This is a genomic window from Pseudolysinimonas sp. 10J20-29, assembly GCF_055809595.1.
The window spans coordinates 2,400,897-2,412,602 of the sequence record NZ_CM147917.1; the positions used below are offsets into that span (position 1 = coordinate 2,400,897).

11 protein-coding genes are annotated in these 11,706 nt (G+C 69.0%); 5 read left to right on the forward strand and 6 right to left on the reverse strand.

Going from position 1 to position 11,706, the window contains the following annotated elements; genetic code table 11:
• Nucleotides 1-7: 7 nt before the first annotated feature.
• The 3 genes from AC0L6Y_RS11620 to purM all read right to left on the reverse strand — a co-directional run bounded on the left by AC0L6Y_RS11620 (nucleotide 8) and on the right by purM (nucleotide 3,818).
• Nucleotides 8-1,171, reverse strand: coding sequence for an ABC transporter substrate-binding protein (locus AC0L6Y_RS11620; RefSeq protein WP_473552532.1), 1,164 nt, complete (start codon nucleotides 1,169-1,171; stop codon nucleotides 8-10).
• 321 nt (nucleotides 1,172-1,492) lie between these two features.
• On the reverse strand, nucleotides 1,493-2,710 hold the full coding sequence (locus AC0L6Y_RS11625) for an aminotransferase class V-fold PLP-dependent enzyme (RefSeq protein ID WP_473552535.1): 1,218 nt from the start codon (nucleotides 2,708-2,710) through the stop codon (nucleotides 1,493-1,495).
• Nucleotides 2,700-3,818: a phosphoribosylformylglycinamidine cyclo-ligase gene (gene purM, locus AC0L6Y_RS11630; protein WP_473552538.1), complete on the reverse strand. Its 1,119-nt coding sequence runs from the start codon at nucleotides 3,816-3,818 to the stop codon at nucleotides 2,700-2,702. Before purM ends, AC0L6Y_RS11625 begins: the two co-directional genes overlap by 11 nt.
• Before the next feature lie 107 nt (nucleotides 3,819-3,925).
• Here purM and purF point away from each other — a divergent pair, with 107 nt between their 5' ends.
• On the forward strand, nucleotides 3,926-5,383 hold the full coding sequence (gene purF / locus AC0L6Y_RS11635; protein ID WP_473552542.1) for an amidophosphoribosyltransferase: 1,458 nt from the start codon (nucleotides 3,926-3,928) through the stop codon (nucleotides 5,381-5,383).
• A gap of 37 nt (nucleotides 5,384-5,420) precedes the next feature.
• On the opposite strand, the gene AC0L6Y_RS11640 is transcribed toward purF, so the two are convergent.
• Nucleotides 5,421-5,717, reverse strand: a complete 297-nt coding sequence (locus AC0L6Y_RS11640; RefSeq protein WP_473552545.1) for a hypothetical protein — start codon at nucleotides 5,715-5,717, stop codon at nucleotides 5,421-5,423.
• A 14-nt stretch (nucleotides 5,718-5,731) separates the two neighbouring features.
• Nucleotides 5,732-6,109, reverse strand: a complete 378-nt coding sequence (locus AC0L6Y_RS11645) for a sterol carrier family protein (RefSeq protein WP_473552547.1) — start codon at nucleotides 6,107-6,109, stop codon at nucleotides 5,732-5,734.
• Between the two features lie 86 nt (nucleotides 6,110-6,195).
• Between AC0L6Y_RS11645 and purD the strand changes: the two genes are divergently transcribed.
• The 3 genes from purD to AC0L6Y_RS11660 are packed head-to-tail and all read left to right on the forward strand — an operon-like array spanning nucleotide 6,196 to nucleotide 8,878.
• Nucleotides 6,196-7,488, forward strand: a complete 1,293-nt coding sequence (purD, locus tag AC0L6Y_RS11650; protein ID WP_473552550.1) for a phosphoribosylamine--glycine ligase — start codon at nucleotides 6,196-6,198, stop codon at nucleotides 7,486-7,488.
• Complete coding sequence (locus AC0L6Y_RS11655; protein ID WP_473552553.1) at nucleotides 7,485-8,411, forward strand: phosphoribosylaminoimidazolesuccinocarboxamide synthase; 927 nt, start codon at nucleotides 7,485-7,487, stop codon at nucleotides 8,409-8,411. The genes purD and AC0L6Y_RS11655 overlap by 4 nt, the downstream gene beginning before the upstream one ends.
• Nucleotides 8,408-8,878, forward strand: a complete 471-nt coding sequence (locus AC0L6Y_RS11660) for a GNAT family N-acetyltransferase (RefSeq protein WP_473552557.1) — start codon at nucleotides 8,408-8,410, stop codon at nucleotides 8,876-8,878. Before AC0L6Y_RS11655 ends, AC0L6Y_RS11660 begins: the two co-directional genes overlap by 4 nt.
• Here AC0L6Y_RS11660 and AC0L6Y_RS11665 read toward each other — a convergent pair.
• Nucleotides 8,824-9,300, reverse strand: coding sequence for a hypothetical protein (locus AC0L6Y_RS11665; RefSeq protein WP_473552559.1), 477 nt, complete (start codon nucleotides 9,298-9,300; stop codon nucleotides 8,824-8,826). The genes AC0L6Y_RS11660 and AC0L6Y_RS11665 overlap by 55 nt on opposite strands.
• A gap of 1,181 nt (nucleotides 9,301-10,481) precedes the next feature.
• Between AC0L6Y_RS11665 and AC0L6Y_RS11670 the strand changes: the two genes are divergently transcribed.
• Nucleotides 10,482-11,705: an AAA family ATPase gene (locus AC0L6Y_RS11670; RefSeq protein ID WP_473552562.1), complete on the forward strand. Its 1,224-nt coding sequence runs from the start codon at nucleotides 10,482-10,484 to the stop codon at nucleotides 11,703-11,705.
• Nucleotide 11,706: the final 1 nt, after the last annotated feature.

The window sequence follows — 11,706 nt, forward strand, 5'->3', positions numbered from 1 at the left end:
GCCGAACTCAGCCGAGTTCGGACGCCGCCTGGGACAGGAACTGCTCGACAGCCTCGTCGATCGTCAGCTGACCGAACTGGATCTGCTGAGCGACCTCCGCGAACAGCGAGTTCACGGTTCCCGAACCGGCGGGGGCCGGAACCGGCGCCGGGGATCCGTTCTCACGGACCGACTCGAACACCGCGATGGCTGCCGCGACGTTGTCGTTCGCGTCCGCCGATGCCGCCTCGATGACCGACGCGTTGGCCGGGAATCCGCGGTTCAGGCCAAGCAGCTCGTTGGCCGCCGGGTCGTTCAGCAGGAAGTCGAGCAGACGCGCCGCCTCGGCCGGGTGCTCCGACTGCGACGAGACCACCAGGTTCATCGCGGTGCGGAGGTACTGTCCGGGGCTGTCCGCCTCCCCGGGCATCCGCTGGAGCACGAGCTCGTTCGGCGTGTTGCCCTGAACCGGGTCGTACTGGTTGATGAACAGGAACGTCGAGGTCGCGACTCCGCCGATCACGGCGTCGTACGGCGTGCCCTGGTACTCCGACGACACGTCGGGCGAGGTGGCCCCGCCGTTGTCGCGCACCGAGGCCCAGTAGGTCCAGAAGTCGCGGAGCGTGTCGTCACTGAAGCCGATTCCGTCGGCCGTGAGGTACTCCTCGCCCGCCTGCTTCGCCCAGACCTCGAACACCTGGTAGCTGTGCGAGAGGTCGGTGACGCCCGCGACATCGCCGCCGGACGCCTCACGAACCTCGCCCGCGAAGTCACGGAGGTCCTCCCAGGTGTAGCCCTCCTCCGGCGCGGCAACGCCGAGGCTGTCGAGGGAGGTCTGGTCGAAGATGAAGCCGTGGGTCGAGAGGCCGAACGGCATCGCGCTGAGGGCGCCGTCGACGGTGTTGACCTCGATCAGGTCGCTCGGCCATCCGTCGAGCGACAGCTCGCCGGCGTTGACCTGCTCGTTGAGGTCGATCAGCTGGCCGCGCGACGCGAACTCGACGAGCACCTCGTTGTAGAGCTGGATCACGTCGGGGGAGTTCCCACCCGTGTACTGGGTGGTGATCTTGTCGAGGTAGCCGTCGAAACCGCTGAAGTCGCGCACGACGGTGATGCCCGGGTTCTGCTCTTCGAACAGATCGAGGGCGGCGTTGGTGCGCTCGTGGCGGGAGTCGTCTCCCCACCACGTCATCCGCAGCTCGACGGGGCCTTCTGCGGCGCCGCTGTCTGAACCGCACGCGGCGAGCGACAGCGCGACCGCGATACCGGTCGCGAGCGCCGCGACCTTTTTGACTGTGCCACTTCGTTGAGCAAACACTCTGAGTTCCTATCTCCTCGTTGAGATGTGCAGATCGCAGGACGGGATGTCCCCGGACGGTGCAGAACCGGCCGAGACCCGCGTCGCCGACTCCAGTGAACAATCGATTTCGCAGGTCTTGCGGCAACTATAGGCGCAACCCCCGAGCGAGGTCAATTGTCGATGAAGACTCATGCCGGGATCCCCCCTTCCGCGTCAGATTCGCTGGCGGCGCGCCCCCTCCGCGGCCCAGCCGAGCAGCGCGGGCACGGCACGGTCGACGAAGAGCTCGGCGTCCTCCGCCGTCGAGTAGGCGTGCGAGGAGATCCGCAGGAAGTCGCTGCCGCCCCAACTCGCGATCTGCGTCTCGACCGCCAGCTCGTCAGCGATGCGGGCCCGCAGCCCGCCCGCGCCCTCCGCCTCCGAGACGAGCCCGTCCGGCAGACGCACGAGGCCCATCGCCGGTGCCGGCATCGCCACCGAGACGCGGTGATCCTCGCCGGTCGCGTCGCCGAACGCCTCCGCGATCAGCTCCTGCGAATAGCGCAGCACGGCGTGCTGATGGTCACGGATCCGCTCCCAGCCGAGCAGCTCCTCGAGCTGCGCGATGCCGAACACCGTCGCCAGGTACGAGGTCGCGTCGATCGTGCCCTGGACGTCGAACGGCGCCGGGAACGGCTCGTCGATCGCCCACGAATCCGTCGGCGGCTGGACCCGGCTCGCCCACGACCCGCGAAGCACGATCGCGGCCGCGCCGCGCACCCCGCAGGCGAACTTGTGCAGGTTTCCCACCCATGCGTCGACCGGGGCCGCCGCGGGGCCGGGCAGCATCCCCGGCGCGTGCGCCGCATCGACCAGGATCGGCACCCCGCGTTCCGCCGCGAGCGCCGCGAGCTCCTCCACCGGAAACAGCCGCGCCGTCGGCGACGTGATCTGGTCGACCACGAACATCGAGATCTCGGGAACGAGCGCCTCGGCAACCCGGTCGAGCACCTCCGCCCGATCGGCGCTCAACGGGACGTCGACGACGCGGACGTCGGTGCCCGCACGCGCCGCCGTCGCACGGGCGGACGACGCCAGCGCGCCATAGGCGTGATTCGTGATCAGCACGGGACCCGTGACCGCCGCACGCAGCACGGCCGTGGTCCCGGCGCTCGTGTTCGGCACGAAGGCGAGCTCCTGCGCGTCGACGCCGAGGAATGCCGCGAGCGAGGTCCGCGCCTCGACGATCCGGTCACGCACCCCCAGGTGCCAGCGCAGCGGATTCAGCTCGACCTCACGAAGCAGGCGCTCCCGCTCCTCGACCGTGACGCGCGGCGCCGCCCCGAACGAGCCGTGGTTGAGGTGCAGCGACGACGGCTCCAGCGACCACAACTGCGCGGCGGGACGACCGTCGAACGTCGTGAGCGCCGCGGGCCGAGCGCTAGTGGTCATGCGAGCCGACGAGGCGCACCGCGCCGCCGTCCACGCCCTTGGCGCCCTGCTCGAAGCCGTCGAGATCGCGATCGCCGACCGTGACGCGGCCCGCGACCCACGCGGGCATCCCCGCCGCCTCAAGCGCACGCGTCACCGCGCTGGCCGAGTCGGGCGCGACGACCGCGAACATGCCGACGCCCAGGTTCCAGGTGCCCTCCGTGTCGGCGAGCGCGAGCCCGCCGAGGTCGGCCAGGACGCGGAACACGGGGTCCGGGCTCCAGGTCGAGCGGTCGACCTCCACCCAGGCGCCGCGCGGCAGCACGCGGGCCAGGTTGGCGGCGATCCCGCCGCCCGTGACGTGGCTCAGGGCGTGCACGGCCCCCGGCAGGTCGGCGAGGATGCCGAGCAGCGGGCTCGTGTACAGGCGAGTGGGCTCGAGCAGCACCTCGCCGACCGTTCCGCCGAGCTCGGCCGAGTGGTCGGTGTAACCGACGCCCGCGTTCGCCAGGATGTGGCGCACCAGCGAGAAGCCGTTGCTGTGCAGACCGCTCGACGCGATCGCGACCACCAGGTCGCCATGCTCGATGCGCTCCGGGCCGAGGACCGCATCCGCCTCGACGGCTCCCACCGCGGCGCCCGCGATGTCGTACTCGTGCGGCTTCATCAGGCCCGGGTGCTCCGCGGTCTCGCCGCCCACCAGCGCGGTGCCGGTCTCGGCGCAGGCGCGCGCGACCCCCTCGACCAGGGTGGCGATCCGGTGCGGGTCGACCTTGCCGCAGGCGATGTAGTCGGTCATGAACAGCGGCTTCGCGCCGACCACGACGATGTCGTCGACGACCATGCCGACCAGGTCCTGCCCGATCGTGTCGTGCTTGTCGAGCGCGATCGCGATGTCGATCTTCGTGCCGACTCCGTCGGTGCTCGTCGCCAGCAGCGGGCGGCGGAAGTCGCGCAGCGCGCTCACGTCGAACAGTCCGGCGAAGCCGCCCACGCCGCCCAGGACCTCCGGTCCGTGGGTCGCGCCGACCGCGGCCTTCATCAGCTCGACGGCGCGGTCACCCGCGGCGGTGTCGACGCCGGCGGCGGCGTAGCTGGCGTCACCATGAGAACTGGATGCGGCGGTCACACAGCCAGGGTAGCCGTCCGCCGCGCGATGCGACGCCGCCCTATGCGAGACTGAGACGTACCCGCGGTGCGGGTACGCATCCTTCACCGGTGGGAGCACTCCGCGGAATGTGCGGCATTGTCGGCATCGTCTCTTCGAGCCCAGTCAACCAGCAGGTCTACGACAGCCTTGCGCTGTTGCAGCATCGCGGCCAGGACTCCACCGGCATCGCGACCGCCGACGGCAGCATCATCCACATGCACAAGGCCAAAGGCCAGGTCCGTGAGGCGTACCGCACGCGCGACATGCGCACCCTGCTCGGCACCATGGGCCTCGGCCATGTTCGCTACGCCACGCGCGGCGACGCCGAGAAGGAGCAGGAGGCGCAGCCGTTCTACGTGAACGCGCCGTACGGCATCGTGCTCGTGCACAACGGCAACCTCACCAACACGCGTGAGCTGAGCGACCAGCTGTTCCGGGTCGACCGCCGGCACCTCAACACCAGCTCGGACACCGAGCTGCTGGTCAACGTGCTCGCGCACGAGCTGCAGTCGCAGGTGCGTGGCACCGACCTCGACCCCGACCAGATCTTCGACGCCATCGAGACGCTGCACGAGCGGGTCGAGGGCTCCTACGCCGCGATCGCGCTCATCGGCGGGCACGGACTGCTGGCATTCCGCGACCCCTACGGCATCCGTCCGCTCATTCTGGGTCGCCGCACCAGCGGACTCGTCGGCACCGAGTGGGTCGTGGCGAGCGAATCGCTCGTGCTCGAGAACGGCGGCTACGAGGTCGTGCGCGACGTCGAACCCGGCGAGGCGATCTTCATCTCGCGCTCGGGCGAGCTGTTCGCGCGGCAGTGCGCGAAGAACCCGCGCCTGATCCCGTGCTCGTTCGAGTACGTCTACCTGGCGCGTCCCGACTCGATCATGAACGGCATCTCCGTCTACGACGCGCGCCTGCGCCTCGGCGACCGGCTCGCCGACACCATCGCCAAGTACACGCCGTCCGGCGACATCAACGTCGTCATGCCGATCCCGGATTCCTCGCGTCCCGCCGCGATGCAGGTGGCGCAGAAGCTCGGCATCGAGTACCGCGAGGGCTTCTACAAGAACCGCTACGTCGGCCGCACCTTCATCATGCCCGGGCAGGAGCAGCGCTCGAAGAGCGTCAAGCAGAAGCTCAACGCGATGAGCTCCGAGTTCAAGGGCAAGAACGTGCTGATCGTCAACGATTCGATCGTGCGCGGCACGACCTCGAAGGAGATCGTCGACATGGCGCGCATCGCGGGCGCCAACTCGGTGACCTTCACGAGTGCCGCGCCGCCGGTGCGCTACCCGCACGTGTACGGCATCAACATGCCGACCCGGGCGGAGCTGATCGCGCACGGTCGCAAGATCCCCGAGATCGCGACCGAGCTCGGCGCCGACTACCTGATCTACCAGGAGGTCGAGGACATGCAGTCGGCCATCCTCGAGGGCTCCGACATCCAGGGCCTCGAGATGAGCTGCTTCACGGGCGACTACATCACCGGCAACGTCACCGACGAGTACCTCGCCTGGCTCGAGTCCAACCAGCTCAGCTGACCCCTCTTCCGCCGAGCGCTGCCCGCGCGGGCGCGGGTCAGCGGGGGGTGCGGGTGGCGGTCGCGGTGCGGGCGCGGCGGCGCGAGATCGCGTCGAGGATGAGGGCGACGACGGCGCCGAGCAGCGCCCCCGCGGGCACGCCGTAGATGAGGAAGTAGCCGAAGGTCGCCGCGAACCCGATGCTCGGGTCCGGCTCGAACAGGCTCGTCGCCACGAGCGTGCCGATCACGCCCAGCACGATGCCGAGGGTCAGGAAGACGCCGATGCGCGGGGCGCGCCGGATGCGCACCTCCTGGCGCTCGTCGCCGGCGTTGTCGGATTCGGGGCTGCTCACCCCTCCATTGTCGGTCACGCGGGGAGCGCCGGGTTCTCCCACGAGATCGGCAGGAACTCGCTGAGGTCGGCGCGGGTGCCGGAGGCGACGACGTGCGCCGACTCGATCGCGGCCGCCCAGTCGAGCGTGCCGGTGGCGAGCGCGATCCAGGTGGCGGCATCCATCTCGACGACGTTGGGCGGCGTTCCGCGCGTGTGGCCGGGGCCGCCGACCACCTGCACGGCGCCGAACGGCGGCACCCGCACCTCGACCGAGTGCCCCGGCGCCTTCTCGGCCAGCAGCTGCAGCAGGTACCGGGTCGCGAGCGCGGTCGAGTCGCGATCGCCCTCGCCCCGCATCTCCTTGCGGATGGATGCTTCGCCCACGATCGCCGCGATCTTCGCCTTCGCCATGCCTCCACGCTAACAACCGACCCCGCAGAACTCACGGTTCGCTGGACAGGTTCGGGCGCCTCGCGCGCGCCAGGTAGCCTGGCCAGGTGAGAATCCTGGTCCTCGGTTCGGGCGCCCGCGAGCACGCGATCGTCGCAGCTCTGATTCGCGAAGATGCGAATCACGAAATCATCGCCGCCCCCGGCAACGCCGGAATCGCGGCGGAGGTCGAGACGGTCGCGCTCGACGCGGAGAACGGCGAACTGGTCGCCTCCTACGCACGGGAGAGCGACGTCGACCTCGTCATCATCGGCCCGGAGGCCCCGCTCGTCGCGGGCGTGGCGGATGCGCTGCGCGCGGTCAACGTCCCGGTGTTCGGCCCCGGCAAGCGGGCCGCCGCCCTGGAGGGCTCGAAGGCGTTCGCGAAGCGGATCATGGACGCGGCGAACGTGCCGACCGGCCGCGCGATCCGCACCACGGATCCCGACGAGCTCGCCACCGCGCTCGAGGACCTCGGCGCCCCCTACGTGGTGAAGGCCGACGGCCTCGCCGCGGGCAAGGGCGTGCTGGTGTCGAACGACCACTCGGCGGCGCTCGCCCACGGTCTGCACTACCTGCAGCAGGGGCCGGTGCTGATCGAGGAGTTCCTGAGCGGCCCCGAGGTGTCGCTGTTCTTCCTCTCCGACGGGCACGACGTCGTGCCGCTCAGCCCCGCGCAGGACTACAAGCGCGCGCTCGACGGCGACGAGGGCCCGAACACCGGCGGCATGGGCGCGTACTCGCCGCTGCCGTGGCTGAACGACCGCTGGGGCAGCGAGGCTTCCTTCGTCGACGAGGTGCTCGACACGATCGCACTGCCGACGGTCCGTGCGCTCGAAGCGGAGGGCACCCCGTTCGTCGGCCTGCTCTACTGCGGCCTCATCATCACCGAGGCGGGCGTCAAGGTGATCGAGTTCAACGCGCGCTTCGGCGACCCGGAGACCCAGGTGGTGCTGCCGCGACTCGAGACCCCGCTCTCCGAGCTGCTGCTCGCCGCCGCCACCGGGCGGCTCGGCGGCAGGAGCTACCCCGAGTTCTCGAACGACGCCGCCGTCGTGGTGGTGCTGGCGAGCGAGGGCTACCCCGAGGATCCGATCACCGGGCGCGAGCTGACCGGCCTCGACGAGGCCGCCGCCGTTCCGGGCGTCACCCTCGCGCACGCCGCCACCGCGCTCGTGGGCGAGCGCCACGTCGCGACCGGCGGCCGCGTGCTGGGCGTGGTGGCCCACGGCCACGACTTCACGGAGGCCCGCACCCGGGCCTACGAGGCCATCGGACGCATCGGACTCGACGGCGGCCACTACCGCCACGACATCGCGGAGCGCGTCACGCGGCCCGCGGGATCGGACACCGCATCATGACCGGACTCCCCACCTCCGACGACCCCCGCCCGGGCGCCCACGCGGCCGGCGATCCGCGCCTGCTGGAGCTCGGCTGGAAGCACGTCTACTCGGGCAAGGTCCGCGAGCTCTACGTCAAGGATGACGAGCCCGGCCGCGTCCTCGTCGTCGCCTCGGACCGCGTCAGCGCCTTCGATCACGTGCTGGAGCCGGCGATCCCCGGCAAGGGCGCCATGCTCACCCAGCTGAGCATGTGGTGGTTCCGCCGGCTCGGCGTTCCGCACCACCTGGTGGCGGCGCACCCGGCGCTCGGCGAGCACCTGCCGGAGGGCATCGCCGAGCGGGCGATGCACGTGCACGAGCTCGACATGCTGCCGATCGAGGCGGTCGTGCGCGGCTACCTGGTCGGCTCCGGTTGGGCCGAATACCGCGAGACGCAGACCGTGTGCGGTCTGCCGCTGCCGGCGGGGCTGAGCGAGGGCGACCAGCTGCCCGAGCCGATCTACACTCCCGCGTTCAAGGCGCCGCTCGGCGAGCACGACGAGAACATCACCTTCGAGCGCACGGTCGAGCTGGTCGGCGCCGACCGCGCCGAGGAGCTGCGCGCGCGCAGCCTCGACATCTACCGCACCGCGTCGGAGATCGTCTCGCAGCACGGGCTGATCCTGGCCGACACGAAGTTCGAGTTCGGCCTCGACCCGGAGGACGGCGGCGACCTGACCCTCGCCGACGAGGTGCTCACGAGCGACTCGAGCCGCTACTGGGACGCGGAGGTGTACGCCGCGGGCGGCGAGCGCCGCCTGGAGAGCTTCGACAAGCAGATCGTGCGCGACTGGCTCGCGGCGAACTGGGACAAGACGGGCACCCCGCCGGCGCTGCCCGACGACATCGTGGAGAAGACGGCGGCGCGCTACCGCGAGCTGGCCGACCGGATCACGGGGTGACCGCGCTCTCGCTGGAGATCCGCGAGGTGCCCTGGGAGGATCCCGCGGGCGATGCGCTGCGCGAGAGCCAGCAGGCGGAGGTGCGCGCGCTGTACCGCGGCGAGGACACGGAGCCCGGCCCGAAGCCGACCGGCGACGACATCGCGCTGTTCCTGGTCGCCTTCGACGGCGCGGAGCCCGTCGGATGCGGCGGCCTCCGCCCGATCAACGCCTCGCACGGCGAGATCAAGCGCATGTTCGTCGTTCCGGAGCGGCGCGGCGCGGGGGTCGCCGAGGCGATCCTCGGCGCACTCGAGTCGGCCGCCCGGGAGCGCGGCTGGTCGCGCCTGGTGCTGGAGACGGGGCTGGAGCAGCGCGCCGCGGTGCGGTTCTACGAGCGCGCCGGGTTCCACGAGATCCCGCGGTTCGGGTACTACGTCGACGCGGAGCTCTCGGTCTGCTTCGAGAAGTCGCTCGACGCCGCCTGAGCCGCACGCCGCCGCATCCGGCGGGCCAGGCCCCGCGCCTCGCGCGACCACTCGGAGCCGAGCGTCACATGCCGGGCCTCGCAGTACTCGCTGTAGCCGGGTCCGAACATCGCGAGCAGCGCGACCGCGCCGATGGTGCCGATCACGCCCGTGATGGGGGCGACCAGTTCGTCGCTGTCGATGTCGGCGAGCACGCCGATGATCGATCCGAAGAGGATCCCGGCGACCACGAACGCCCAGCCGAGGGTGATGGCGCGCGCCGTGCCGGTGCCCATCACGAACGCCAGATCGCTCGCCCGGATCGCGGCGAGCCGACTGCCGGAGAGCGCCGCCAGCAGCGCGGCGACCCATCCGAACAGCACCGGAATCCATTGCGTCAGCTCGACGACGCCGACGAGGAGCCCGACGGTTGCCCACAGCATGAATGTGCTGCTCGCACCGAATCCGATCCAATAGATCGCGAGCCACCCGCGCTGAAAACGGGATAGTGACGGACGCGACGCGGTCTCAGCCATGCGGACTCCTCGAGCAATGACGACAAGGAATCATATTCCGGATATGCGCTCTCTCACCCGAGAGAGCGGCCGAGCCAGTTCCGCGGTCTCTGCCTCGCTCAACGCGGACAGCGCGGGGTGACGAACCTCGTCGCGCTGGCGGTGCCGATCCGCCGAGGCGTGGTCGCCCCGGTCTCGCTGAGGCGTTCGCTGGCACCGCGGCCGCCGCCCGGCGCGTCACCCAGCCCGAGCCCAGCGTGCTCCGAATGGCGTGGCCCGACGGGGAACGGCTTATGTACGCCTCCTGGCGAGCGCGAACCTGCCGTCTGCCTGACCACGTTGAGCCTGGGCAGCGCTCGGGCGTTGGTCGGGTGCCATATGCGCGCGTTGCAGCATTCGGGCCCGCGTTCTGTGCACCTTTGCATATGGCGAACGTGTTGGAACCTGGGCCAGTCTCGCCGCATCTGTCTACCCGAGGGCGCGCGCCCCGCGGTTCGCTCGCCGGATTGAGCGACCAACTCTTGAGCCTCGCGATGCTCTTCGGTAGTCGCTGAGCACAGCGAAATCCTGCTGCAGTGGGATCGCGGTCACAGTCAGTCAATTTAGGCAACGGCAGGTCAGCGACGCAGGCGTTCGTCTTCGCCCCAAAGGACCTCGCCCAGGGGAGCTTGACCGAATCAACCGGCCCTTTTCTCGGCGGGACCGCGGTCGATCACTCGAACGTCTGCAGGGGATACCAATCCGGCGCGCAGTTCCTACGTTCGGGCGCGTGGCGTCGACCGGTAGATCAGTAGTCCCGGACGAGCGCTGTTCGTGGCCACCGGAACCTGCGACCACCACCTGGCCATGAAAGGCTGAAGCAGATGCGGTGCGGGACGTCATCGGCGCGCCTTGGGCCTAGGTTGCGTCGGGGCTCGCACTGGCTCACTCCCGAGAGCGGGACGTACTAGCCGAATACTTCTCGCGTCTTCGCTTTAGATTCACCCAGTCCGACCAAAGGCTCGAGCCAGGGTTCCTGGGAACAGCGCCGTTCGCGCTTCACCACCAACTCAACAGCGTTGCCGCCAATACTTATTGCGCCGCGACAGCGTTGTTGTGATAATTGCGACATGGCCGACAGCAACCAACTGACGAAGATCGCGAAGATCCGTGCAATAAACACAGTGTTCACGCCCTCCGCGCCGGTTCGAAAGCGCGAAGCGTTTGCCGGTCGGCTTGATCAAATCATTCAAATCACGGGCGTGATCGCCCAGCCCGGTCGTCATGCTGTCCTGTATGGGGAGCGAGGCGTCGGAAAGACATCGTTGGCCAATGTTCTCTCAGAGCTCTACATCGGGTCGGGGAGCGCAACGCGAGAATTCGCGGTCCGGGTTAACTCCAACGTCAACGACACTTTTGCCAGCCTCTGGAAGCGTGTGATGCAGGCGTTAGGAGTAGATGTCCCGGAATCTTGGAACTACGGAACGCCGAACCCCGACGATATTCGAATCTTGCTTGAGACCGTTCGGCCCCCAAGGGCCGTAGTCCTCGACGAGTACGACCGCCTCGAAGACGACAGCGCGCTTTCGTTGATGGCCGACACGCTCAAGGCGCTCTCCGACCACGTGGTCGAGACGAAGGTTGTGCTCGTCGGAGTGGCGGACTCGATCGATGATCTTGTCGGAGAACACGAGTCGATCAAGCGCGCGATCGAAGAAGTACCGATGCCGAGAATGAACGGCAAGGACATCGTGGAGCTGGTGCGGAATGGGTTCGAGAGCCTCGAAATGTCGATCGAGCGACCGGCCCTGGCGAGGATCATCAAGCTTTCGGAAGGTCTCCCCACCTACGCGCACTCGCTCTCGCTGAAGTCGGGGACGCGAGCCATCCAGGACGATCGAGACGTGGTCACCCTTGAGCACGTCGACCGGTCAACTAAGGACCTGGTCAACGAGAAGCATTCCTCCGCATCGGCCTACATCAAGGCGGTGCAGAGCCCGCGCAAAGAGAACCTGTATGCGCAAGTGCTGGCCGCGTGCGCGCTCGCCCCGAAGGATCAACTCGGCTACTTCGCTCCTAGCGCCGTGACCGCCCCAATGTCGCGAATCATGGGAAGGCCGTACGAAATCCCGGCATTTGCTCGTCACCTTTCCGAGTTTCTGACCGATGAACGAGGGCAAATTCTTCAACGCCGCGGCGAGTCGCGCAAGTATCGCTACCGCTTCCGCGACCCGTTGATGCAGCCCTTCGCGATCATGGCAGCGCTTTCGAACGAACTCATTCCGACCGACTTCGTAGACGAGTTCTTCCGAATCGAAGAGAGCGACGACTGGGACACCCTCCTCCCGCACTAGT

What these genes read in the sequence shown, in the direction of transcription:
- AC0L6Y_RS11620 (WP_473552532.1), bottom strand. Translation starts at nt 1,171, where the DNA reads ATGACGTGGTGGGGAGACGACTCCCGCCACGAGCGCACCAACGCCGCC.
- AC0L6Y_RS11625 (WP_473552535.1), bottom strand. Translation starts at nt 2,710, where the DNA reads ATGACCACTAGCGCTCGGCCCGCGGCGCTCACGACGTTCGACGGTCGT.
- purF (WP_473552542.1), top strand. Translation starts at nt 3,926, where the DNA reads ATGTGCGGCATTGTCGGCATCGTCTCTTCGAGCCCAGTCAACCAGCAG.
- AC0L6Y_RS11645 (WP_473552547.1), bottom strand. Translation starts at nt 6,109, where the DNA reads ATGGCGAAGGCGAAGATCGCGGCGATCGTGGGCGAAGCATCCATCCGC.
- AC0L6Y_RS11655 (WP_473552553.1), top strand. Translation starts at nt 7,485, where the DNA reads ATGACCGGACTCCCCACCTCCGACGACCCCCGCCCGGGCGCCCACGCG.
- AC0L6Y_RS11665 (WP_473552559.1), bottom strand. Translation starts at nt 9,300, where the DNA reads ATGCTGTGGGCAACCGTCGGGCTCCTCGTCGGCGTCGTCGAGCTGACG.
- AC0L6Y_RS11670 (WP_473552562.1), top strand. Translation starts at nt 10,482, where the DNA reads ATGGCCGACAGCAACCAACTGACGAAGATCGCGAAGATCCGTGCAATA.